This window comes from Vreelandella sp. GE22 (assembly GCF_968212445.1).
Window position 1 is genome coordinate 3,328,453 of sequence record NZ_OZ309110.1, and the last position, 20,919, is coordinate 3,349,371.

Genomic DNA, 20,919 nt, shown 5'->3' on the forward strand with positions numbered 1-20,919 from the left:
AAAGGAAGACGCTTTATGCTGAGCTTCGCGCTTGGAATCGGCACGCAAAACACTAAAGGCGACTGGCTGGAAATCTACTACCCGGCCCCGCTTTTCAACCCCGCCGAAAGCCTGGTGGCCGCCGCCCAAAAAGCGCTGGACGCCGCCCCGGGCACGCAAGCGATCAGCTTTTTACCCGAGGATTGCCAGCGCCTTGCCAGTGCCTTGAAGGACGCAGGCGACACGGAACAGGCGGCGATTGCCGAGTCCCTTGCCGACAGCAAGCGCCCGCTGGTTGCCATGTTCATCGACACCGACCAGCCGCCGCAAAGCGCCCCGGAGGTGTATCTCAAGCTGCACCTGCTCTCGCACCGCCTGGTCAAGCCTCACGGGCTCGATCTGACCGGGATGTTCGGCCTTCTGCGCAACATCGCCTGGTCGAGCGAAGGCGCGATCGGTATCGAAGAGCTGCCCGCGCGGCGCCTGAAAGCGCGCCTGGCCGGCCAGCCGCTGTCCGTGGACTGCGTCGACAAGTTCCCGAAAATGACCGACTACGTAGTGCCCAGCGGCGTGCGCATCGGCGACACCGCCCGGGTGCGCCTGGGCGCGTATCTGGGTGAAGGCACCACGGTCATGCACGAAGGGTTCGTCAACTTCAACGCCGGCACCGAAGGCCCGGGCATGATCGAAGGGCGTATCGCCGCGGGCGTGTTCGTAGGTAAAGGCTCAGATCTCGGCGGCGGCTGCTCGACCATGGGCACGCTCTCCGGCGGCGGCAATATCGTCATCAAGGTGGGCGAAGGCTGCCTGATCGGCGCCAACGCAGGTATCGGCATTCCGCTGGGGGATCGCTGCACCGTAGAGGCGGGGCTCTACATCACCGCCGGCACCAAGGTCACGCTGCTCGATGACCAGAAAAACGACGCCGGCGTCGTCGCCGGGCGCGAACTGGCTGGTCTAAACGACCTGCTATTGCGGCGTAATTCGCAAACCGGGCGCGTCGAGTGCTTGACCAACAAAAGCGCGGTTGCGTTGAACGAGGCGCTGCATGCCCATAACTGAGCCGGAGGGGCTGTCGCCCACGCTCGTGCTCGCCTTCGATCTATTGGGCCGGGCCTCGGTCACCCCGGACGACGAGGGCTGCCAGGCCGTGCTCATCGAGCGCCTCGAGGCGCTCGATTTTCATATCGAGCGCCTGCCCTTTGGCGATGTCGAAAACTTCTGGGCGGTGCGCGGCCATCACGGCCCGGTGCTGGCGTTTGCCGGCCACACCGACGTGGTACCCAGCGGCCCGCACACCAGCTGGGAGTTCGCGCCCTTTACGCCCTGTATCGACGATCACGGGATGCTTTGCGGGCGCGGTGCATCGGACATGAAGGGAAGCCTGGCGGCGATGGTCACGGCCGTCGAGCGCTTTTTGGCGCGCTGCCCGGACCATGATGGGCGTATCGCGTTTCTGATCACCGCCGACGAAGAAGGCCCGGCCATCGACGGCACTCGTGCGGTGGTCGAGCACCTTCGTGAGCGCAACGAGCGTCTGGACTACTGTATCGTTGGCGAGCCCTCCTCCACCGAAAGGCTCGGCGATGTAATCAAGAACGGCCGGCGCGGATCACTTGGCGGCGTGCTTCACGTCAAGGGCGTGCAGGGCCACGTCGCCTACCCGCACCTGGCACAAAACCCGATCCACCAGGCGCTGCCAGCGCTCGACGCCTTGGTGGCCGAGCACTGGGATGCGGGCAACGATTTCTTCCCCGCGACCAGCTTTCAGATATCGAACTTTCGCGCCGGCACCGGGGCCACCAACGTGATTCCCGGCGAGATCGAGGTGGTGTTCAACTTCCGCTACTCCACCGAGGTGACCAGCGAGACGCTGAAGGCGCGCACCGAGGCGATACTCGAACGCTTCGGGCTGGACGCTCATATCGAATGGACGCTCAACGGCGAGCCGTTTTTGACCGCTGAAGGGGCGCTGGTGGACGCGGTAATGCAGGGGGTTAGCGAGGTAACCGGCGAGCGCCCGACGCTCTCCACCAGTGGCGGCACCTCGGACGGGCGCTTCATCGCCACCCTGGGCGCCCAGGTGGTCGAGCTCGGCCCACTGAATGACACGATTCACAAGGCGAACGAGCGCGTGCGCGCAAGTGACCTGGAGGCCCTCAGCCGCATCTATGAAGCGACGCTGGGTGCGCTGTTCACGCCCACCAACGCCGCGAGGAAAACCGATGAGTGAGCGCTTTCCCGATATCGAGGTATACATCGCCAAGCTCGACCTGGAGCGGCTGAACGGCTGGCTTGGCCACGTCATCGATGCCGCGCCGCTGGCCCCGGCGGGTAAGCACCAGTGGAGAACCCGCGGCGCGCACCAGGGGGAGGTGATTCCTGTACTGGTGATGGACAACACCGCCGATGGCTTCGCAAGTCTTTGGTTTGACAGCGGCCATACGCCCTGGGAGAACGACCAGGCCTGCGCCCAAGCCGCCGCAGAGGCGCTTGAAACTGAAGTGCGCTGCTCGCTGGGCAGCTGGAGTCCTGGCGACGACCCGGATGCCTTTTGGCAGGTACTGCCCGACGGCCAGCAAGCGCGCATCGCTTGGCCAGACTCCGGGCGCTAGCCCAAAACGCCACAGGCCCCGCAATAGCGGGGCCTGTGGTTTGAAGCGAGGCTACTTTAAAGGGCGTTCAGGATTCGATGATGCTTACATCGTCGGCCTGTAGCCCGCGGTCGTTTTGAATTACGTTGTAGCGCACGATCTGGCCTTCGGCCAGCATGCGCGGCCCGCGCCCGCGAATGGCGCGAAAGTGAACGAACACGTCCTCGCCGTTATCACGGGTAATGAAGCCGTAGCCTTTATTGGTGTTGAACCACTTGACCTCGCCCTCTTCACGCCCGTCGTTGGGGTCGATCACATCCTCCGGCTCCTCGTCGGCCGGCTCGTGACGCGGCGCGGCTTTGGGCCGGGCCGGTTCAGCGCGAACGGCATCGGCATTGACCACGACCGGCGGTGCAAATGCCGCCGCCGCCAAGGTGCCGACCAGCAAAACGATAAAGCTACCCAGCGCTACCGCAACATACACGCCGGTCGTGCCGATAATGGCAAGTTCTGAAAGCCACTGTTCAGCCAGCGGCGCATCGGTTAAATGAACAAGACCTGCCAACAGCAGCGGCGTAGGAGCTGCGAGTAATACACTGATCAATAAACAACGCACAACAACTTTTGGATTCATAGATAGTAAAAGCTCTCTTGTTGTAGGAGTAACAAACAAAGGAAAATACGCGAAACGATTATAGCAACCCGCCCGTAACGCGATAAACGCAAGCGCCACATCGATTTTTGACGCCGGGCGGGTCAACCGTGTCGAGCATACACTACAAGGTATTGATCTTATCATGCTAAATGAATTATCGCCTGCCGAGCTCAGCCAACGGCTGGAGACACTGGAAAGCAAGCTCGCCTACCAGGAACATTGGCTGGACACCCTCGACCAGGCCGTCGCCCAGCAGGAGCGTCGCCTGGAAAAGCTCGAGCAGCTAAGCACATTAATGCGCGACCGGCTGCGCGAGCAGCACCAGGCCTTCAACGACTCATCGAACGAAGGGGCACACCGCCCTGAAGACGATGTGCCCCCGCACTACTAAGCCTTACCCTTAAAACGTCTTGCAAGCCAAACGCTTGGCCATGAAACGCCCCGGGCTAGGCGCCGAGTAGCGGCCCGCTGGCGACGTACTCGAGGCCGAAGGCCTCGGCGACCGCCTTGTAGGTAAGCTTGCCGGCGTGCACGTTGAGCCCTGCCGCGAAGTGGTCGTCGTCTCTGAGCGCCTGCTGCCAGCCCTTGTCCGCCAGCGCCAGTACGAAGGGCAGCGTGGCGTTGGTCAGGCCAAGCGTGGAGGTGCGCGCTACCGCCCCGGGCATGTTCGCCACGCAGTAGTGAACGATGCCGTCGACGATATAGGTCGGCTCGGCGTGGGTGGTGGGCTTGCTGGTCTCGAAACAGCCCCCCTGATCGATGGCGACATCCACCAGTACGCTACCGGGCTTCATGCTCGCAAGCATCTTACGGGTGATCAGCTTGGGCGCCGCCGCCCCCGGGATCAGCACCGCGCCGATGATCATGTCCGAGGTCCTGGCGGCTTCATCCAGCGCATCCGCGGTGGAGTAGACCGTTTTGATGCGCCCCTGGTAGCGGTCGTCCAGGGTCTCCAACCGGGGAATGGAGCGGTCCAGAATGGTGACGTCCGCGCCCAGGCCCAGCGCCATGCGCGCGGCGTTTTCGCCCACCACGCCGCCGCCGATCACCGTTACCTTACCCGGCGCGACGCCGGGCACGCCGGGTAGCAGCACCCCGGCGCCGCCCTGGGCTTTCTCGAGGCTATGGGCGCCCGCTTGAACCGCCATGCGCCCGGCTACGGTGCTCATGGGGGCCAATAACGGCAGCCCCCCTTTACCATCGACGATGGTTTCATACGCAATGCAGGTCGCGCCGCTTTCGATCAACCCCTGGGTCAGCGTCTTCTCGGCGGCCAGATGCAGGTAGGTGAAAAGCGTCTGGCCGGGCTTCAAGCGCGCGACCTCCTCGGGCTGAGGCTCCTTCACCTTCAGAATCAGCTCGGCGTTTTGCCAAAGCGCCTCGACGTCGGTTTCGATGCGCGCCCCCGCCGCCTCGAAATCACCGTCCGCAAACCCGGCGCCTTCGCCGGCGGCCTGCTGCACGCTGACCGTATGGCCGTGCCCGGCAAGCTCGCGGGCACCGGTGGGGGTCAGAGCAACGCGGTACTCGTGGTTTTTGATCTCTTTGGGAACGGCGATATGCATGGCAGGCCTCGTGAAGGAATGGGGTTATCTTCCTTCATTACAGCACAGTCAGGCCGTACCGCCAGAATCTGGCCCCAAAACAAGAAAAACGCCGTCAAAGGCGTTTTCCAATAGAAAATTACCGCGTAAACGATGCTTTCACAGCAAAATCCACGCGACTTTCCCAAGTTCCTCTCCCAAGTTCCTCTCCCAAGCTACTCTTCGATGATGGCCGCCCCGTAAATGCGCTGATACTCGTCGGGCAGGCGCTTGGGCCGCCCGTTCGATAGGGCGGCGCACACAAAGCGGGTGCGGGCGTTGAGCAGGGTTTTGGCATCCGCCTTGCGCTTGAGCTGAAACCGCCGGGTCAGGCTGAAACGCCCGTCGCACTCGACGATCCAGGTGGCCAGCTGTAGCGCATCATCCTCAAACGCCGGGGCGAGGTAGTCGAGCTCGTGGCGGTGTACCACCATGGCCCTATCGAGCGCCCGGTAGCGCGCCAGGTCGAGGCCCAGCGCCTCGGAGTGGGCCCAGCTGATTTGCTCGACCCAGCGCAGATACTCGCTGTTGTTGACGTGCTGGTACGCATCGATGGCGCGCGCGTCAACGGTGATATCCAGCACGAACGGCTTTGGCAGTACCCACTCCATCATCGCTCCTTACTCGGCCAACCTGGCACCATGGTGGCCTATCGCTTAGTCACGGTAAACACGCGCACCCAGCGCCTTGAGGTACGAGGTCTCGGGAATGGCCGGGTGCACCGGGTGATCCGGGCCCTGGTGGCCCTGGTAGATCACCTGGCCGTGACGGTCCTGATGGCGCACCGCGCCCCGTACCACGTCGACCAGCCGGTCCTGGGCCAGGTGCATCGAGCACGAGGCCGAGAGCAAAAGCCCGTCGCGGCCCAAAAGGCGCATCGCTTCGCGATTCAGGCGGGCATAGGCACGCTCGCCGTTGGGGATGTCCTTGCGCTTTTTGATGAACGCCGGCGGGTCGAGAATCACCACGTCGAACTGCTCGCCCTCGGCCTTGAGCGCGGCGAGCGCCTCGAACGCGTCGCCTTCACCAATAGCCACCTGCTCGTGCACGCCGTTGAGCTCGGCGTTGCGTGCCACCTGTTCGAGGGCCGCGCTGGAGCTATCCACGCACAGCACCTCGCTTGCACCGCTGGCCGCCGCCTGCACGCCCCAGCCACCCACGTAGCTGAATACGTCCAGCACGCGCTTACCTGCCACCTGGCCGTTGAGCCAAGCCCGGTTGACGCGGTGATCATAAAACCAGCCGGTTTTCTGGCCGTTCAGCACCGGTACTACGAAGCGCGCGCCGTTTTCCTCGATCAGCACCTCGTCGGGAAGCGTGCCCTTGACCACTTCGACCTGGGCCTCGAGGCCTTCCTGGCGGCGGCCGCCGGTGTCGTTACGGAACACGATCACTTCGGGCTTGATGACTTTCTCGAGGGCGTCGACGATCTCCTCGGAAAGCGCCTGCATACCGGCGGTGTTGAGCTGGACGACCAGCACGTCGCCAAAACGGTCGATCACAAGCCCGGGCAGAAGATCGCCTTCGCCGTGAATCAAGCGATAAAAGGGCTTATCGAACATCCGCTGACGCAGCGCCAGCGCCTGGTTGAAGCGGTGGACGAACAGGGACCGGTCCAGGCGCATTTCCGGGTCGCGGGACATGATGCGCGCGCAGATCAGCGAGTGCGGGTTCACGTAGGCCACGCCAATGGCCTTGCCGTTGGAGGCCTCGATCAGCGCGGCTTCGCCAGCGGCGAACTCCTTGAGCGGCGTCTCTTTGGTATCCACCTCGTTGGAGTAGATCCATAGATGCCCCGCCTTCAAGCGGCGGTCGGCATTTTTATTCAAGCGCAGGCGTTGGGTCACAGGTGTCTCCAAAAGCATCGGCAAAGCGTAGGGTTAAGTTTAGCGCTGACACCCCGGGCAGAAAACGCTGGCGCGCTGTCCCAGGATGATACGTTTGAGTGGCTGTCCACAGCGCCGGCAAGGCAGCTCCTGGCGCCCGTAAACGTTGAGCCGCTGGGCAAAGTAGCCAGGCTCGCCCTGGCCGCTGACAAAATCGCGAAGCGTGGTGCCGCCTTGGGTGATGGCGGCGGCCAGCACCTCCTTGACCGCTAACGCCAAGTCCTCATAACGCTTGCGCGAGATACGCCCGGCGGCGCGACGCGGATCGATCCCCGCGATGAACAGCGCTTCGGCCGCGTAGATATTGCCCGCCCCGACCACCACGCGGTTATCCATCAAAAACGGCTTGACCGCCACGCGCTTGTGTCTTGAAAGCGTGTAGAGCCACTCACCGTTGAAGGCGTCACCGAGCGGCTCCGGGCCCAGATGGGCCAGGCGCGGGTCATGGGTGCCGTCGCCGTGCTGCCAGTCGACGAAGCCAAAGCGGCGCGGGTCGTGATAGCGAAGTACGAAGCCATCGGCGGTCACAAGATCCACGTGGTCGTGCTTTTTGGGCAGATCGCCAACCCGGGCCACACGCAGGCTCCCGGACATCCCAAGGTGCCACAAAAGCGTTGCATCACCGGCCGCGCCTGCAAGCGGGATGCGCAAATACTTGGCCCGGCGTGCAACGCTGCCTACCCGCGCGCCGATCAAGCGCGTTTCGAAATCCTCGGGCACCGGTACGCGAAGGCGGCGGTTGCGCACCAGCACCTCGGTAATCTCCTGGCCCTCGATATAGGGCGCTATCCCTTGTCGGGTGGTTTCAACCTCGGGCAGCTCGGGCATGGCAACAACCTGTGGTGGCAAAACCTTTCGTCTAAAAATGCCCCAATACCTTGGGGCGCACGGCCGCTTTAATAGCGCCATGCACGCAAAAACCCGGCTTTGAGGGCCGGGTTTTCAACAGGCATACGCCTGCGGTGAAAGCCGATCAGCGTAATCGAAATTACTTGATCTTCGCTTCCTTGTAGATAACGTGCTTGCGGATGACCGGGTCGAATTTCTTGAATTCGAACTTGTCCGGCGTGTTCCGCTTGTTCTTGTCGGTGGTGTAGAAGTGGCCTGTACCGGCACTGGACACCAAACGAATCTTGTCGCGCATGGTTCATTCTCCCAAAAAAGTCGGTGCAAAAGCGGCTTAGATAGTGCTGCCGTTTTTACGGATGTCGGCCAGTACCGTTTCGATACCTTTCTTGTCGATGATGCGCATGCCCTTGGAAGAGACGCACAGCTTCACGAAACGGTTTTCGGATTCGACCCAAAAACGGTGCGTGTGAAGGTTCGGCAAGAAACGACGACGCGTCTTACGCTGGGAGTGTGATACGTTATTACCAGTTACCGGACGCTTGCCGGTAACCTGACATACTTTGGACATGAGAGCCTCCAACCGCTTGGCCAGGACATAAGCCTGAGTGTTCAAAACTGTCGGGCAAACCGGAGCAGGGAGGAAGTCGACGCCCGTGAAGGCTTGGCTTTACCCGAATCCGTTATTCAACCCAAGTTTAAAGGTGGCACTTTATACCAGAGCACCCGGCCAACAGCAAGCAAAAGCGTGCCAAAAGGGTCAAAAAGGCCCTTTAAACGGGAAGACGCCAGGCCTTTTAAAGCCAGCCGCGCTCGGCAAAAGAGATGACATCGCCGTCCCCCACCACGAAGTGATCCAGCACGCGAACATCGAAAAGCCCCAGCGCTTGCGTCAAGCGCTCGGTGATGCGTCGGTCAGCGTCGCTTGGCTCGGCCACCCCGGAAGGGTGGTTGTGGGCCAGAATCACCGCGCCCGCATTGAGCTCCAGGGCGCGTTTGGCAACATCGCGGGGGTACACCGATGCGCTGTCTAGGGTACCGCGAAACAGCGCTTCATAGCGAATGATTCGGTGCTGGGTATCCAAAAAAAGTACCGCAAACTCCTCGTGGCCGAGATGCCTTAGCTGGGAGCGCAGGTAGTGGCGTACAAGCGACGGCGAGGTCAAGGCATTGCCCCGGGCAAGCTGAGACGCCAGATGGCGCCTGGAGAGCTCAAGCGTAGCCTGTAGCTGGGCAAACTTGGCCGCCCCTAACCCGTGGGCCTGGCAAAAGGTGCCCTGGTCGGACTCCAGCAAAGGGCGCAAGCCCCCAAAGCGAGTGAGCAGGTCCCGCGCCAGGTCCACCGCGGAGCGCCCCTTGACCCCTACCCGCAAAAAAATCGCCAGTAGCTCGGCATCGGAAAGCGCCTGGGCGCCCAGCGTTAAAAGCTTTTCTCGCGGACGCTCGCCCTCCGGCCAATGATTGATCCCCATCATCCCCTCCCCGTGGCTGCCGTGTGTTGTTTAATCGCCACTCGATAAAGCTCACTATACTTGGCTTTCACCCTTGGGGTCGAGCATGCCAAAACGCGCCGCCAAATGGTATGGTGAGCCCCTTTGGAGCGGGCCTTGAAGCGCCCGACTTTTGACTTATTCAGGCGTTTATCCGGGGAATGTTATGGCTTCGATACAACCCTTGGCGGGTTCGTCACTGGCAGGCAAGCGCATCCTGCTGGGCGTCAGCGCCGGCATTGCCGCCTATAAAAGTGCCCAGATCATTCGGCTCATCAAGCAGGCCGGCGGCGAGGTGCGCGTGGTGCTGACCGACGGGGCCCAGGCGTTCATTACCCCGCTGACCCTACAGGCGCTTAGCGGCGAGGCGGTGAGAACCTCGCTTTTGGACCCGGACGCCGAGGCCGGCATGGGCCATATCGAACTGGCCCGCTGGGCGGATGCGCTCTTGATCGCCCCGGCCACGGCGGATTTGATCGCCCGCCTGGTGCACGGCCTGGCCGACGACCTGCTGACCACGCTGAGCCTTGCCTGCGAGGCGCCAAGGCTGATTGCCCCGGCGATGAACCAGGCGATGTGGCGCCACCCGGCCAGCCAGCGCAACGCCCGGATGCTCGAGGCGGATCAGTGGCAGGTGATTGGGCCCGCCGCCGGCGAGCAGGCCTGCGGCGACGTGGGCCCCGGGCGCATGAGCGAGCCCGACGAAATCGTCGAGGCGCTCGCCAAGCGACTGAGCGCCCCGCCGGCGTTTTCGCAAGCGCACCGCCCCCACGTGGTGATTACCGCCGGCCCCACGCGCGAGGCGCTCGACCCGGTGCGCTATCTCTCCAACCATAGCTCGGGAAAGATGGGCTATGCGCTGGCCGCCGCCGCTTTCGAGGCGGGCTTTCGGGTGACGCTGATCAGTGGGCCGGTGAACCTGCCCACCCCGGCCGGCGTTACCCGTATCGACGTCGAAAGCGCCCTCGAAATGCACCAGCAGGCGCTCGAACTCGCCTCCCAGGCGGCGCTGTTCATCGGCTGCGCGGCGGTGGCGGACTACCGCGCCGAGCACGCCGCCGAGCACAAGTTGAAGAAAACCGACGACAGCGACACGCTCACGATCACCCTGGTGAAAAATCCGGATATCATCGCCGAGGTCGCGGCGCTGCCAAGCGACGCGCGCCCTTTCGTGGTGGGCTTTGCCGCCGAAACCCGGGACGTGGCTCACTACGCCCGGGACAAGCTTGCGCGCAAGAACCTCGACCTGGTGGTGGCCAACGACGTCGCGCAACAAGGCCTGGGCTTTGGTAGCGACGACAATGCCGCGCTACTCGTCTGGCGCGCCCCCGAGGGCACTGACCAGCTCAGCACCCCGCCCCAACCCAAAACGGCGCTGGCTCGTTTGATTATCGAAAAAGCGCTTTCACTGACCGATTCAACCGCTGGAGCCGCCCCATGAGCCGCCCCCCTTTGAAGTGCAAGGTGCTCGACGAGCGCATACTGGACTACCTGCCCACCTACGGCTCCGAAGGTGCGGCGGGTATGGACCTGCGCGCCCTGCTCGACGCCCCGCTCACTCTCGCCCCGGGGGATTGCGAGCTGATCCCGACCGGGCTTGCGATCCATATCGAAGACCCAAGCCTTGCCGGCATGATTTTGCCCCGCTCCGGGCTTGGCCATAAGCACGGTATCGTGCTGGGCAACCTGGTGGGCTTGATCGATTCGGACTACCAGGGGGAACTGATGATCTCGGTATGGAACCGCGGCCAGGCGAGCTTCACGCTCGAGCCGTTCGACCGGCTGGCCCAGTATGTTTTGGTGCCGGTGGTTCAGGCCACGCTCGAGGTCGTCGATAGTTTCGAGGACAGTGTGCGCGGCAGCGGCGGTTTTGGCAGTACCGGCAGCCAGTAAGGAGTTCGACCATGACGGTACCCGCTTCGATATTTCGCGCCTACGATATACGCGGTGTCGTCGATGACACCCTGACCGAGGCGACCACTGCGCTGATCGGCCAGGCGATTGGCAGCGCGGCCGCCGCCCGAGGCGAGCGTACGGTCATCGTCGCCCGGGACGGGCGCCTTTCCGGGCCGCGACTACAAAAGGCGCTCATCACAGGACTTTTGAGCGCCGGCGTCGACGTCGTCGATATCGGCATGGTACCGACACCGGTGCTCTATTTTGCCACTCATACGCTGGGGGTGGGCCGCTCCGGGGTGATGGTCACCGGCAGCCACAACCCGCCGACGTACAACGGCTTCAAGATCGTACTGGGCGGCGAGACGCTCTCCAGCGATACCATCACCGCGCTCTACCAGCGCATCGTCGATGGCGCGCTCGATGAGGGCGAAGGCCGCTACCGTGAAGTCGACGTACGCGCGGCGTATCTCGAGCGCATTCTTGGCGATGTGAGCGTGACGCGCCCGCTACACGCCGTGGTTGACTGCGGCAACGGCGTGGCCGGCGAGCTCGGCCCCGAGCTGATCCGCCGGCTCGGCGTTCAGACCACGCCGCTTTTCGACGAGATCGATGGCCACTTTCCCAATCACCACCCGGACCCTGGCAAGCCGGAGAACCTCGCCTCGTTGATCGAGGAGGTCGAGCGGCGCGGTGCGGATATAGGACTTGCCTTCGACGGTGACGGCGACCGGCTGGGCGTGGTGACGCCGCGCGGGCGCATGATCTACCCGGATCATCTTCTGGCGCTGTTCGCCACCGACATGCTCACCCGCCACCCGGGCGCCGGGGTGGTGTTCGACATCAAGTGCAGCCGCACCCTTCCCCGCGTCATTCTGGACGCCGGCGGCGAGCCGGAGATGTGGCGCACCGGGCACTCGCTGATCAAGGCGCGCATGATCGAAACCGGGGCGCAGCTGGGGGGCGAAATGAGCGGGCACATTTTCTTCAAGGAGCGCTGGTACGGCTTCGACGACGGCCTCTACGCCGCCGCCCGCCTTTTGGAGATTCTGGCGGCCGGCCCCCTTGATGCAGACGCGCTGTTTGAGCGTTTTCCCCAGGAATTCAGCACGCCGGAGATCAACCTGCCGGTGGCGGATGAAGAAAAGTTTGGCCTGGTGGAAGTGCTTGCCAGAGATGGCGACTTCGGCGAAGGTATCAAGACCACGATCGACGGCATACGCGTGGACTATCCGGAAGGCTTTGGGCTTTGCCGGGCGTCGAACACCACGCCGGCGCTGGTGCTTCGCTTCGAAGGGGAGAGCGAAGCGGCCCTGGCCGATATACAAGCGCGCTTTGCCCGTGCGCTTGCCCGCGCCGCCCCCGCGCTCGATACCGGCCCCATCCGTTAGCCTATCGCGTCACACAGAGCGCGCTTTAAAAGCGCGCCATAAAGGCCCAAGCGCCGCTAAAAAATCAACGCAAGGGATAAAGCAATGAATGCGAACACCCACGACCCCCGGGTCGTCGTGGAGGTGCTGTCCGAAGCGCTTCCCTATATTCAGCAATTTTCCGGCAAAACGGTCGTCGTGAAGTATGGCGGCAACGCCATGACCGAAGACACGCTGATCAACTCCTTCGCCCGCGACATCGTGCTGATGAAAGAGGTCGGCATCAACCCGGTGGTGGTTCATGGCGGCGGCCCGCAGATCGGAAGTCTTTTGGAAAAACTCAATATCGAGTCGCGCTTCGTCAACGGCATGCGCGTCACCGACGCCGAGACCATGGACGTCGTCGAAATGGTGCTGGGGGGGCTGGTCAATAAAAGCATCGTCAACTTGATCAACCAAAGCGGCGGCAAGGCGATCGGGCTGACTGGCAAGGACGGCGCCCAGATTCGCGCCCGCCAGCTCAAGGTCGAGCATAAAAGCCCGGAAATGACCGCCCCGGAGATCATCGATATCGGCCACGTCGGCGAGGTCGAGTCGATCTCCACCGACCTGATCGAAATGCTCGCCCAGCGCGATTTTATTCCCGTGATCGCGCCGATCGGCGTGGACGATGCGGGCCACAGCTATAACATCAACGCCGATTTGGTGGCGGGCAAGCTCGCCGAGGCGCTCAGCGCCGAAAAGCTGATGCTTTTGACCAACGTGGCAGGGCTGATGAACGGCAAAGGCGAGGTCCTGACCGGGCTGACGACGAGCCAGGTCGACGAGCTGATCGCCGATGGCACGATCCACGGCGGGATGCTTCCGAAAATACGCTGCGCGCTGGACGCCGTAAAAGGCGGGGTCGTCAGTGCGCAGATCGTCGACGGCCGCGTGCCTCACGCCATCCTGCTCGAGATATTCACCAAGGCAGGCGTAGGCACCTTGATCAGTGACGCAGGCTAAGCCCAAAGGATCAGCACCATGAGCGATGACAATAAACCTCGCCGCCGCGAACAGATCCTGCAGGCACTGGCCATCATGCTCGAAGAGGACAGCGGCAAGCGCATCACCACCGCCGCCCTGGCCCGCCAGGTCGGCGTGTCCGAAGCGGCGCTCTACCGCCACTTTCCGAGCAAGGCGCGGATGTTCGAAGGCTTGATCGACTATATCGAAGAGAACGTGTTCGCGCGCATTACGCGCATTCTCGAGGACATTCCCGAAGCCGAGCGCCGCTGCGCGACGATTCTCTCGCTGCTGCTGGGCTTTGCCGAAAAAAACCCCGGGCTTGCCCGGGTGCTCGGCGGCGACGTCCTGACCGGCGAAACCGCCCGCCTGCGACAGCGTGTTCATCAGCTGTTCGAGCGTCTGGAAACTCAGCTCAAGCAGATTCTGCGCGAGGCCGAGATCCGCGAAGGACTTCGCCCGACGATTACCGCCTCGGCGGCGGCGAACCTGCTGATCACCCAGGCCGAGGGGCGCATATCGCAGTACGTGCGCAGCGATTTCAAGCGCGCCCCCACCGAGTACTGGGAGGACCAGTGGGCGCTGATCGCAAGCGGGCTTTTGCGAGAGATCGCCCAGCCCGCTTGATCGTGTTTTGCGCGCATAAAAAAGCCCCGGCGATGAGCCGGGGCTTTTCATTTCAAGGGCTTTTCATTTCAGGGGCTTTTGGGCTTTCAGCGCCGCCTTAAGCCGCCACGCTCTCGCCCATCTTCAGACGAAGCTTTTTCATGGCGTTCTTTTCGAGCTGGCGGATACGCTCGGCGCTCACGCCGTAGACATCGGCCAAGTCGTGAAGCGTCGACTTGTCATCGGTCAGCCAACGGCGCTGAAGGATGTCCCTGGAGCGCTCGTCAAGCTCCTTGAGCGCGCCCTGAAGACGACGCGTGGAGTCCTCTTCGAAGTCGCTGTCCTCGAGCTGGGTGGCCGGGTCGAGGGTGGCGTCGTCGAGAAACTGCGACGGGGACTGGTAGGGGCTATCTTCGTCGTCGCTTGGCGAGGCGTCGAAGCCCGCGTCGAACGCCGAAAGACGGCCTTCCATATCGCGCACGATCTCGGGTTTGACGTCCAGATCCTTGGCAATCGCGTCGACTTCGTCGTTGTTCAACCAGGCCAGGCGCTTTTTGGCGCTACGCAGGTTGAAGAACAGCTTGCGCTGCGCTTTGGTCGTAGCGATCTTGACGATCCGCCAGTTGCGCAGCACGAACTCATGAATCTCGGCCTTGATCCAGTGAACCGCAAAGGAGACCAGGCGCACACCCTGATTGGGGTCGAAACGCTTGACGGCCTTCATCAGGCCTACGTTGCCTTCCTGGATCAGGTCGGCTTGGGCCAACCCGTAGCCCGAGTAGCTGCGCGCGATGTGTACTACAAAGCGCAGGTGCGACATCACCAGACGCCGCGCCGCTTCGAGATCACCGTCGTCGTGAAGGCGGAACGCAAGCTCGCGCTCCTCCTCGACGGTAAGTACGGAGATGCCGTTAACCGCTTGAATATAGCCGCCCAAGTCATTGCCTGGAGAGAGCTGTCCCACCGGTAGAAGACTAGTGCCCATGCAGATGGTCTCCTCGTTACCAATCCTGGTTGACCTGCTATCGTCATCAACATGATCCATCGCGCGGCTCACGATCGACATAGCGGTGTCAGCGTTGTCGCTATGACAGCAACCAATGTATAAGGTTCATATAACCCGGACCATGGTTCGAGCCGGATCGCGCACCCGCGCTGAAAAACCTAGCGCGGGCGAATGCTGGATAGGTGGCGCGACACGGCAAGCCATGCCCCCAGCCAGCCCAATAGTGTACTGCAGGATAGCAAAATTGTGGAGCCTGTCACGTCCAACTGCGGCAATGTGAAGCTGGCCCCGTAGCTTGCCGCCAGCGCCGCCACCGGCATCGAGAGCCAGTGGTTACCCAGCGCCAGCAACAATAGCGCAATCAAGCCCCCACCAAAGCCGTACCAGGCCCCGCTGTACAAGAAGGGCCGGCGCACGAAAGCATGGGTGGCGCCGATCAGCATGACCACCTCGATCTCCCGGCGACGGCTTTCCACCGACAGCCGAATGGTATTACCCACCACCAGCAAAACCCCAAAGCCGAACAGCACGGCCAGCGCCAGCGCCACCCGCCGCCCCAGGTCCGCCAGGTGGCGAAGCCGCTCCACCCAAGCCAAATCCACGCGCACTTCATCGACCCCCGACAAACCTTCCAGGCGCCCGGCGAGCTGCTCCATGGCCAGCGGCTCGACGCTTTGCGGGTTGATCACGATGCTTGCGGGCAGCGGGTTCTCCTCGAGGCCCATCAGCGTATCATCGAGGCCCAGCGAGCGCTGAAACGCCGCCATGCCCTCCTCGGCGCTGATCAGCCGGGTCTGTAACACGCCCTGCTCGGCGTTGACCGCCTCGTCGATACGCGCAGCCTGAGCCGGGTCCACCTCGGTTTGCAGGTAAACGGTAAGCGTGGCGCTTTCGTCGAGTTCGGCGTCGAGCAGCCGCGCGCTATCCAGCGTCAGCCAAAGCGCGGCGGGCAGCACCAGCGCAATGGCGATAGCCAGCATCGTGAGTACGTTGCCCAAGGGGTGGCGCACCAGCCGATAAAGGCTGTCACCGAGCATGGCCCGGTGGTGGCGGCCCCAAGCGCGCAACCGGCTGCCCAACCCCGGGCCCGTGGCGCGGGGCTTGGGCGGGCGCGGCGCGGCTGCCTTATGGGGAGTACTGGCGTGCCCGGCGGCCGGTCGGCTGACCGCGCCGGTGCGGCGAGCGGGGCCGCTGGGTGGCGTTGTCCGGCGCGTCATACTGCCCCCTCGTCGGCGATCAGGCGGCCGTCGCGCAGGCGCAGAATACGGTGGCGTAGCCTGGCGATCAGCGCCAGGTCGTGGCTTGCGATCATGACCGTGGTGCCGATGCGATTGAAGTCTTCGAACAGCCCCATGATATCCGCGGACAGGTGCGGGTCCAGGTTGCCGGTCGGCTCGTCGGCGAGCAGCAGCGCGGGCTTGTTGACCACCGCCCGGGCGATGCCCACCCGCTGCTGCTCGCCGCCGGAGAGCTCCACGGGGAGCGCTTTCTCGCGGTGCAAAAGCCCCACTTTATCGAGGGCGGCCCGCACCCGGCGCGCGGATTCCCGCGGCTCGAGCCCCTGGATTTCCAGCGGCAGCGCGACGTTGCGAAACACGCTGCGATCGAACAGAAGCTGGTGGTCCTGAAAGACCACGCCGATCTGGCGTCGGTAAAACGGCACCTGGCTTGCGTGAAGTCTGGCGATATCGTGGCCGGCCACCACCACCCGCCCACGGCTGGGCCGCTCCAGGCGCATGATCAAGCGTAAAAGCGAGCTTTTACCCGCCCCGGAGTGGCCAGTCAAAAACACCATCTCGCCCTGGCCCACGCGAAAGTTGAGATGCGCCAGCGCCTCGAAGCGCCCGCCGTAGCGTTTCCCCACGTGTTCAAACGCGATCATGCGCGGGCGTGGCTCTCGGGCTGGTCGAACAGCGCATTGACGAAGTCGTTGGCATCGAAAGGACGCAGATCATCCAGGCTCTCGCCAACGCCGATAAAGCGGATCGGGGTATTGAGCTGCTTGGCCAGGGCGAAAATGATCCCGCCCTTGGCGGTGCCGTCAAGCTTGGTCAGCGTAATACCGCTGACCGGCACGGCTTCGTTGAAGGTGCTGGCCTGGGAGATAGCGTTTTGGCCGGTGCCGGCGTCGAGCACCAGCATCACCTCGTGAGGCGCGGCGGTATCGATTTTCTGCATCACCCGGTGGACCTTTTTGAGCTCCTCCATCAGGTGGCTTTTGTTATGCAGCCGCCCGGCGGTGTCGGCGATCAAAACGTCCACTCCGCGGGATTTCGCCGCACTGACCGCATCGTAGATGACCGAGGCGCTGTCGGCGCCGGTGTGCTGGGCAATCACCGGCACGCTGTTGCGCTCGCCCCACACCTTAAGCTGTTCCACCGCCGCGGCGCGGAAGGTGTCGCCGGCGGCAAGCATCACGCTTTTGCCTTCGCGCTGAAAGCGCTGGGTCAGCTTGCCGATGGTGGTGGTCTTGCCCACACCGTTCACACCGACCACCAAAATGACGAAGGGCCCATCACCCTCTTTGGTGAAATCGAGCGGTTTGGCGACGGGTTCGAGCATGTTGCCAAGCTCTTCTTGCAAGCCTTTGTAGAGCGCGGCCGGGTCCTTGAGCTCCTTGCGCGACACCCGGGCTTGCAGGCGCTCGATAATCGCGGTGGTCGCCTCGATCCCCACGTCGGCCATCAACAGCTGGGTTTCCAGGTCTTCCAAAAGCTCGTCATCGATCTGCTTTTTACCCAGAAACAGATCCGCCAGCCCGTCGGTCAGGTTGGCCCGGGTCTTGCCAAGCCCTGATTTGATACGCGCGAAAAAGCCCTGCTTTTCCGCTTTCGCGGCCACCGGCTTCTCCTGGGTGGCGGTCCGGGCCGCGGCCTGGACCGGTTCGCCCTGTGGCTCAGCGGGGGGCGGTTCTACCTCGGGCCCAGCGGGCTGTGGGTCGACCTCGGGGATACGTGGCGATTCGGGCTCGACCTCGGGCTCCTGGGGCGTCGGCTCGACTTCCGGCTTTTGAGGTTCAGGATCGACCTCAGGCTTTTGCGGCTCGGGCTCGACTTCCGGCTCTTTGGGCTCGGGTTCTACTTCGGGCTTCTGGGGCTCGGGGTCGACTTCCGGCTCCTGGGGCTCGGGCTCTACCTCAGGCTCCTGGGGCTCGGGCTCTACCTCAGGCTCCTGGGGCTCGGGGTCTACCTCAGGCTTTTGCGGCTCGGGCTCGACTTCCGGTTCCTGGGGCTCGGGTTCCACCTCGGGCTTTTGGGGCTCGGGCTCGACTTCCGGCTGCTGGGGCTCGGGCTCGACTTCCGGCTGCTGGGGCTCGGGTTCTACTTCGGGCTCCTGCGGGGTCGGGTCCAGGGCGCTCTCTTCTTGAGACGCCTGGGGCTTTTGGGGATCCTGCTTTTTCTTACGTTTCAAGAAACCGAACATGGGGGTATCCAACTAAAAAGGTGAACATTGTGACCATCCTACCACCGCCAACCAAGACTTTGGATAATCGGCCCGCTACAATCGGCCATATGAAACGACAACGCCCTTCACGCAAAACCTCTGCGCCTCGCGACGCATCCAAAGCTCTCGGCAAGCTACGTATTATCGGCGGTGATTACCGCCGCCGCCAGCTTCCGGTGCTCGACCACCCAGGTCTTCGCCCAACGCCCGATCGCGTGCGCGAAACGCTGTTCAACTGGCTGGGGCCAACGCTTGCCGGCAAGCGCGCCCTGGACGTGTTCGCAGGCTCCGGCGCGCTGGGGATCGAGGCGCTTTCGCGCGGGGTCGCTCAAGCGGTATTCGTCGAGCGTGAGGCCCGCGTGGCCGCGCTGATCGAGCAGAACCTGGCCACCCTGGGCGCCACCAACGCCGAGGTCAAAACCCAGGATGCCAACGGTTTTCTAGCGGGCGCCTCCACGCCGTTCGATATCGTGTTCATCGACCCGCCATTTCTAAAAGGCCTGGCCGGGCCGTGCTGTCAGGCGCTGGAAGACGGCGGCTGGCTAAGCGCCGAGGCGTCTATCTACCTGGAAACCGAGCGCGCCTTGACCCCGCTAGTGCCCGCCAACTGGCAGCTTTACCGGGAAACCACCGCCGGCGAGAGCACCGCGCGGCTTTACCGGCGCACCGCGCTTGCCCAATAGTCAGCACGGCGTTACGCTCGCACTCCCAACGCGTTATTTACTGTGGGCAGGCCCTTCTGCCCCGCTTTTTGGAGGTAGGCATGAGCCTTGAACTATTTAACCAGCTGGAACAGAAAGTCACCGACGCCGTCGAGGCGCTGGAGCTGATGAAGCTCGAAAACGAAGAGCTTCGCAAGGAGAACGCCGAGTACAAGCAAGAGCACGAAGAGTGGGAACGCCGCCTACAGGGCGTGCTGTCGAAATTCGAATCGAGCGACACCTCGGGTTCCGTTTAAGGCTGCGTGTCTAGCGCTGACATTAACAGCGCATCCTCTCGCCCGGCCCCGTTAGCGGCCGGGTAGTAGTTTTTTCGCCGCCCGTCCACGCCAAACCCCGCCGCTTCATAAAGTTTGACCGCCGCCACGTTATGCGCGCGCACCTCGAGCAGCACCCGCTCGCTTTGCCACGCCCGCGCCTGGTCGAACACCGCCTGCACCAGCGCCCGCCCCAGTCCTTGACCGCGATACTCGCTCAAAACGCCAATGGCCTGCAGCTCGGCCTCGAAGGGAAGCCGCGCGATGAGCGCGTAGCCCACCAGGCGCTGCTGCCGCCATAAGCCCAGCACAACCATGCTCGAATCCGTAAGCGCCTGTTCGAGCGCGCGCTCGCTCGCCCCGCTGCGGGTCTGGGCCTCCAGGGCGGCCAGAGCAGTGAGATGGGCAGCGGACAGCGCCTCGATCACGTAGAGCGCGCCGCCGAGCCCTGGGCAAGACGTAAAAGTTCGGGCCACAGCGCGCGCTTGGCCGTCGCACTCGTGAGCGTATCGAGCGCTGGCCCCTGCCAAACAGGAAGGCCCAGCGTATGGCTTTGACGCTCACGAAGCTCGAGTACCTGGCTTAGCGCGTGGCCACCTTCGCCTGGTTCGTCGCTCTCCAAGGCGGGCTTCGCCCACCAGAGCAGCCGTTCGAGCTGCCAGCCCTGACGGCGGGCTGCGCCTTCGATAAAGGCAGCCAGGCCTTCCCGGGCTTCGCCCATCGGATCTTCAGAGGTAAAGGCGTTGGCCACCGGCGGCCAGTTGAAGGTGATCAATTGAGGAAGCGCGCCGTCGATCAGCCCCGCCGCGCTTAGCATGTTGCCTAGCAGTCGCTGCTCGCCGGGGCCAGGCGCGCCCGGGTGCAGGCTCAGCAAGCGCCCGTCGATGCACACGCAAGTCACGGTAAACACCACCGGCTCGGCGTGCGCCACCGGGGGGCTGGCGGGCGCTTTTTCAGGGGCAGGGGCGGGCACTGGCTCGGCTCGCTCGGGAGGAACGATATCGCCCAGCAGCGCCCGGGCGGATTTGGGCGGGGTGCTGGCGCCTGGTTCGGGCGCCGCCTGGGTGCTTGCCGGGGCTTTGGGCGGCGCAGCGCTTTGCTCTTCGAGCAGTGCGTGCAGCGCCTGGCGCGGCTCGGCGGCCGCGGCGGGCGCCTCCCATTCGCAGGCCTCGGTGGGCAGGGCGTTGGGCAACTGGTACCGGCACGCCCAAGCCGTGATGCCCATGGCGTCCAGGTAGTGGCGTCGGCTGGCTTCCGGAGTCACTGCCCGCCGCCACGACAGTCCGGGGAATTAGGCCGTTCGCTGCCGCGGGCGGCCCACTCCTGGGGGGTATAAAGGTGCAGCGCCAGGGCGTGAACCGGCCCGCCCAACTCGTCGGCCAGCAGCGCGTAAATCTGCTGGTGACGCTTGACCGGCATCATGGCCTCGAAGCTCTCGGAGACCAGCGTCACTTTGAAGTGGGTCTCGGAATTGGCGGGCACGTTGTGCATGTGGCTTTCGTTCTCTACGCGCAGCACGTCGGGCGAAAGCGCCGTTAATTTCTCTTCGATTTGTGTCTGCAACGTCATGACCGGCCTCCTGG

Annotated in this window: 26 protein-coding genes; 11 read left to right on the forward strand and 15 right to left on the reverse strand. The window is 63.5% G+C overall.

Annotated elements, in window-relative coordinates:
• Positions 1–15: 15 nt before the first annotated feature.
• From dapD to ACWHRL_RS15615, 3 genes are read left to right on the forward strand one after another with little or no spacing between them, the layout of a single operon-like run.
• Positions 16–1,041, forward strand: a complete 1,026-nt coding sequence (gene dapD / locus ACWHRL_RS15605) for a 2,3,4,5-tetrahydropyridine-2,6-dicarboxylate N-succinyltransferase (protein WP_447894391.1) — start codon at positions 16–18, stop codon at positions 1,039–1,041.
• Positions 1,028–2,212: a succinyl-diaminopimelate desuccinylase gene (gene dapE, locus ACWHRL_RS15610; protein ID WP_447894392.1), complete on the forward strand. Its 1,185-nt coding sequence runs from the start codon at positions 1,028–1,030 to the stop codon at positions 2,210–2,212. The genes dapD and dapE overlap by 14 nt, the downstream gene beginning before the upstream one ends.
• The gene (locus ACWHRL_RS15615) at positions 2,205–2,594 is read left to right on the forward strand and encodes a hypothetical protein (RefSeq protein ID WP_447894393.1); all 390 of its coding nucleotides are present in this window, start codon (positions 2,205–2,207) and stop codon (positions 2,592–2,594) included. Before dapE ends, ACWHRL_RS15615 begins: the two co-directional genes overlap by 8 nt.
• A 67-nt stretch (positions 2,595–2,661) precedes the next feature.
• Here ACWHRL_RS15615 and ACWHRL_RS15620 read toward each other — a convergent pair whose 3' ends face one another.
• Entirely contained in the window at positions 2,662–3,207 is a 546-nt protein-coding gene (locus ACWHRL_RS15620) for a cold-shock protein (RefSeq protein WP_447529985.1), read from the reverse strand.
• 163 nt (positions 3,208–3,370) lie between these two features.
• On the opposite strand from ACWHRL_RS15620, the gene ACWHRL_RS15625 reads away from it, so the two are divergent.
• Entirely contained in the window at positions 3,371–3,619 is a 249-nt protein-coding gene (locus tag ACWHRL_RS15625) for a SlyX family protein (protein WP_447529986.1), read from the forward strand.
• Between the two features lie 55 nt (positions 3,620–3,674).
• Here ACWHRL_RS15625 and ald read toward each other — a convergent pair whose 3' ends face one another.
• The 7 genes from ald to radC all read right to left on the reverse strand — a co-directional run bounded on the left by ald (position 3,675) and on the right by radC (position 9,015).
• The gene (ald, locus tag ACWHRL_RS15630) at positions 3,675–4,793 is read right to left on the reverse strand and encodes an alanine dehydrogenase (protein ID WP_447894394.1); all 1,119 of its coding nucleotides are present in this window, start codon (positions 4,791–4,793) and stop codon (positions 3,675–3,677) included.
• A gap of 194 nt (positions 4,794–4,987) precedes the next feature.
• The gene (locus ACWHRL_RS15635; protein ID WP_447894395.1) at positions 4,988–5,422 is read right to left on the reverse strand and encodes an acyl-CoA thioesterase; all 435 of its coding nucleotides are present in this window, start codon (positions 5,420–5,422) and stop codon (positions 4,988–4,990) included.
• Positions 5,423–5,467: 45 nt separating this feature from the next.
• Entirely contained in the window at positions 5,468–6,658 is a 1,191-nt protein-coding gene (locus ACWHRL_RS15640) for a class I SAM-dependent rRNA methyltransferase (RefSeq protein WP_447529989.1), read from the reverse strand.
• A 39-nt stretch (positions 6,659–6,697) separates the two neighbouring features.
• The gene (mutM, locus tag ACWHRL_RS15645) at positions 6,698–7,525 is read right to left on the reverse strand and encodes a bifunctional DNA-formamidopyrimidine glycosylase/DNA-(apurinic or apyrimidinic site) lyase (protein ID WP_447894396.1); all 828 of its coding nucleotides are present in this window, start codon (positions 7,523–7,525) and stop codon (positions 6,698–6,700) included.
• Between the two features lie 160 nt (positions 7,526–7,685).
• Positions 7,686–7,841, reverse strand: a complete 156-nt coding sequence (gene rpmG / locus ACWHRL_RS15650; protein WP_394582617.1) for a 50S ribosomal protein L33 — start codon at positions 7,839–7,841, stop codon at positions 7,686–7,688.
• A gap of 36 nt (positions 7,842–7,877) precedes the next feature.
• Positions 7,878–8,114 carry a 50S ribosomal protein L28 gene (gene rpmB / locus ACWHRL_RS15655; protein ID WP_447529991.1) on the reverse strand — a complete coding sequence of 79 codons (237 nt, stop codon included), beginning with the start codon at positions 8,112–8,114 and terminating at the stop codon, positions 7,878–7,880.
• A gap of 226 nt (positions 8,115–8,340) precedes the next feature.
• Complete coding sequence (gene radC, locus ACWHRL_RS15660; RefSeq protein ID WP_447529992.1) at positions 8,341–9,015, reverse strand: RadC family protein; 675 nt, start codon at positions 9,013–9,015, stop codon at positions 8,341–8,343.
• Positions 9,016–9,199: 184 nt separating this feature from the next.
• On the opposite strand from radC, the gene coaBC reads away from it, so the two are divergent.
• The 5 genes from coaBC to slmA all read left to right on the forward strand — a co-directional run bounded on the left by coaBC (position 9,200) and on the right by slmA (position 13,931).
• Entirely contained in the window at positions 9,200–10,474 is a 1,275-nt protein-coding gene (gene coaBC, locus ACWHRL_RS15665; protein WP_447894397.1) for a bifunctional phosphopantothenoylcysteine decarboxylase/phosphopantothenate--cysteine ligase CoaBC, read from the forward strand.
• The gene (gene dut / locus ACWHRL_RS15670; RefSeq protein WP_447894398.1) at positions 10,471–10,926 is read left to right on the forward strand and encodes a dUTP diphosphatase; all 456 of its coding nucleotides are present in this window, start codon (positions 10,471–10,473) and stop codon (positions 10,924–10,926) included. Before coaBC ends, dut begins: the two co-directional genes overlap by 4 nt.
• 11 nt (positions 10,927–10,937) lie before the next feature.
• Entirely contained in the window at positions 10,938–12,320 is a 1,383-nt protein-coding gene (locus tag ACWHRL_RS15675) for a phosphomannomutase/phosphoglucomutase (protein ID WP_447894399.1), read from the forward strand.
• Positions 12,321–12,404: 84 nt separating this feature from the next.
• Positions 12,405–13,304 carry an acetylglutamate kinase gene (gene argB / locus ACWHRL_RS15680; protein ID WP_447894400.1) on the forward strand — a complete coding sequence of 300 codons (900 nt, stop codon included), beginning with the start codon at positions 12,405–12,407 and terminating at the stop codon, positions 13,302–13,304.
• Between the two features lie 18 nt (positions 13,305–13,322).
• Complete coding sequence (slmA, locus tag ACWHRL_RS15685; RefSeq protein ID WP_447529997.1) at positions 13,323–13,931, forward strand: nucleoid occlusion factor SlmA; 609 nt, start codon at positions 13,323–13,325, stop codon at positions 13,929–13,931.
• A gap of 97 nt (positions 13,932–14,028) precedes the next feature.
• Here slmA and rpoH read toward each other — a convergent pair whose 3' ends face one another.
• The 4 genes from rpoH to ftsY form a co-directional block, all read right to left on the reverse strand.
• Complete coding sequence (gene rpoH, locus ACWHRL_RS15690; protein ID WP_447529998.1) at positions 14,029–14,895, reverse strand: RNA polymerase sigma factor RpoH; 867 nt, start codon at positions 14,893–14,895, stop codon at positions 14,029–14,031.
• A 179-nt stretch (positions 14,896–15,074) separates the two neighbouring features.
• Positions 15,075–16,133 (reverse strand): permease-like cell division protein FtsX, encoded by a 1,059-nt coding sequence (ftsX, locus tag ACWHRL_RS15695; protein WP_447529999.1) that lies wholly within the window; start codon positions 16,131–16,133, stop codon positions 15,075–15,077.
• Positions 16,130–16,798 carry a cell division ATP-binding protein FtsE gene (gene ftsE, locus ACWHRL_RS15700; protein WP_447530000.1) on the reverse strand — a complete coding sequence of 223 codons (669 nt, stop codon included), beginning with the start codon at positions 16,796–16,798 and terminating at the stop codon, positions 16,130–16,132. Before ftsE ends, ftsX begins: the two co-directional genes overlap by 4 nt.
• A complete protein-coding gene (ftsY, locus tag ACWHRL_RS15705; protein WP_447894401.1) occupies positions 16,795–18,339 on the reverse strand; it encodes a signal recognition particle-docking protein FtsY in 1,545 nt (514 codons plus the stop codon). Before ftsY ends, ftsE begins: the two co-directional genes overlap by 4 nt.
• Before the next feature lie 89 nt (positions 18,340–18,428).
• Here ftsY and rsmD point away from each other — a divergent pair, with 89 nt between their 5' ends.
• A complete protein-coding gene (rsmD, locus tag ACWHRL_RS15710; protein WP_447894402.1) occupies positions 18,429–19,043 on the forward strand; it encodes a 16S rRNA (guanine(966)-N(2))-methyltransferase RsmD in 615 nt (204 codons plus the stop codon).
• 80 nt (positions 19,044–19,123) lie between these two features.
• Positions 19,124–19,318, forward strand: coding sequence for a cell division protein ZapB (locus ACWHRL_RS15715; RefSeq protein WP_447530003.1), 195 nt, complete (start codon positions 19,124–19,126; stop codon positions 19,316–19,318).
• Here the strand turns inward: ACWHRL_RS15715 and rimI are convergent.
• From rimI to ACWHRL_RS15730, 3 genes are read right to left on the reverse strand one after another with little or no spacing between them, the layout of a single operon-like run.
• Positions 19,315–19,812: a ribosomal protein S18-alanine N-acetyltransferase gene (gene rimI, locus ACWHRL_RS15720; RefSeq protein WP_447894403.1), complete on the reverse strand. Its 498-nt coding sequence runs from the start codon at positions 19,810–19,812 to the stop codon at positions 19,315–19,317. The two genes, ACWHRL_RS15715 and rimI, sit on opposite strands and share 4 nt — an antisense overlap.
• Positions 19,761–20,600 carry a hypothetical protein gene (locus tag ACWHRL_RS15725; protein WP_447894404.1) on the reverse strand — a complete coding sequence of 280 codons (840 nt, stop codon included), beginning with the start codon at positions 20,598–20,600 and terminating at the stop codon, positions 19,761–19,763. The genes rimI and ACWHRL_RS15725 overlap by 52 nt, the downstream gene beginning before the upstream one ends.
• Positions 20,597–20,905, reverse strand: a complete 309-nt coding sequence (locus ACWHRL_RS15730; protein WP_447530006.1) for a BolA family protein — start codon at positions 20,903–20,905, stop codon at positions 20,597–20,599. The genes ACWHRL_RS15725 and ACWHRL_RS15730 overlap by 4 nt, the downstream gene beginning before the upstream one ends.
• Positions 20,906–20,919: the final 14 nt, after the last annotated feature.

What these genes read in the sequence shown, in the direction of transcription:
- dapD (WP_447894391.1), top strand. Translation starts at nt 16, where the DNA reads ATGCTGAGCTTCGCGCTTGGAATCGGCACGCAAAACACTAAAGGCGAC.
- dapE (WP_447894392.1), top strand. Translation starts at nt 1,028, where the DNA reads ATGCCCATAACTGAGCCGGAGGGGCTGTCGCCCACGCTCGTGCTCGCC.
- ACWHRL_RS15615 (WP_447894393.1), top strand. Translation starts at nt 2,205, where the DNA reads ATGAGTGAGCGCTTTCCCGATATCGAGGTATACATCGCCAAGCTCGAC.
- ACWHRL_RS15620 (WP_447529985.1), bottom strand. Translation starts at nt 3,207, where the DNA reads ATGAATCCAAAAGTTGTTGTGCGTTGTTTATTGATCAGTGTATTACTC.
- ACWHRL_RS15625 (WP_447529986.1), top strand. Translation starts at nt 3,371, where the DNA reads ATGCTAAATGAATTATCGCCTGCCGAGCTCAGCCAACGGCTGGAGACA.
- ald (WP_447894394.1), bottom strand. Translation starts at nt 4,793, where the DNA reads ATGCATATCGCCGTTCCCAAAGAGATCAAAAACCACGAGTACCGCGTT.
- ACWHRL_RS15635 (WP_447894395.1), bottom strand. Translation starts at nt 5,422, where the DNA reads ATGGAGTGGGTACTGCCAAAGCCGTTCGTGCTGGATATCACCGTTGAC.
- mutM (WP_447894396.1), bottom strand. Translation starts at nt 7,525, where the DNA reads ATGCCCGAGCTGCCCGAGGTTGAAACCACCCGACAAGGGATAGCGCCC.
- rpmG (WP_394582617.1), bottom strand. Translation starts at nt 7,841, where the DNA reads ATGCGCGACAAGATTCGTTTGGTGTCCAGTGCCGGTACAGGCCACTTC.
- rpmB (WP_447529991.1), bottom strand. Translation starts at nt 8,114, where the DNA reads ATGTCCAAAGTATGTCAGGTTACCGGCAAGCGTCCGGTAACTGGTAAT.
- radC (WP_447529992.1), bottom strand. Translation starts at nt 9,015, where the DNA reads ATGGGGATCAATCATTGGCCGGAGGGCGAGCGTCCGCGAGAAAAGCTT.
- coaBC (WP_447894397.1), top strand. Translation starts at nt 9,200, where the DNA reads ATGGCTTCGATACAACCCTTGGCGGGTTCGTCACTGGCAGGCAAGCGC.
- dut (WP_447894398.1), top strand. Translation starts at nt 10,471, where the DNA reads ATGAGCCGCCCCCCTTTGAAGTGCAAGGTGCTCGACGAGCGCATACTG.
- ACWHRL_RS15675 (WP_447894399.1), top strand. Translation starts at nt 10,938, where the DNA reads ATGACGGTACCCGCTTCGATATTTCGCGCCTACGATATACGCGGTGTC.
- argB (WP_447894400.1), top strand. Translation starts at nt 12,405, where the DNA reads ATGAATGCGAACACCCACGACCCCCGGGTCGTCGTGGAGGTGCTGTCC.
- slmA (WP_447529997.1), top strand. Translation starts at nt 13,323, where the DNA reads ATGAGCGATGACAATAAACCTCGCCGCCGCGAACAGATCCTGCAGGCA.
- rpoH (WP_447529998.1), bottom strand. Translation starts at nt 14,895, where the DNA reads ATGGGCACTAGTCTTCTACCGGTGGGACAGCTCTCTCCAGGCAATGAC.
- ftsX (WP_447529999.1), bottom strand. Translation starts at nt 16,133, where the DNA reads ATGACGCGCCGGACAACGCCACCCAGCGGCCCCGCTCGCCGCACCGGC.
- ftsE (WP_447530000.1), bottom strand. Translation starts at nt 16,798, where the DNA reads ATGATCGCGTTTGAACACGTGGGGAAACGCTACGGCGGGCGCTTCGAG.
- ftsY (WP_447894401.1), bottom strand. Translation starts at nt 18,339, where the DNA reads ATGTTCGGTTTCTTGAAACGTAAGAAAAAGCAGGATCCCCAAAAGCCC.
- rsmD (WP_447894402.1), top strand. Translation starts at nt 18,429, where the DNA reads ATGAAACGACAACGCCCTTCACGCAAAACCTCTGCGCCTCGCGACGCA.
- ACWHRL_RS15715 (WP_447530003.1), top strand. Translation starts at nt 19,124, where the DNA reads ATGAGCCTTGAACTATTTAACCAGCTGGAACAGAAAGTCACCGACGCC.
- ACWHRL_RS15730 (WP_447530006.1), bottom strand. Translation starts at nt 20,905, where the DNA reads ATGACGTTGCAGACACAAATCGAAGAGAAATTAACGGCGCTTTCGCCC.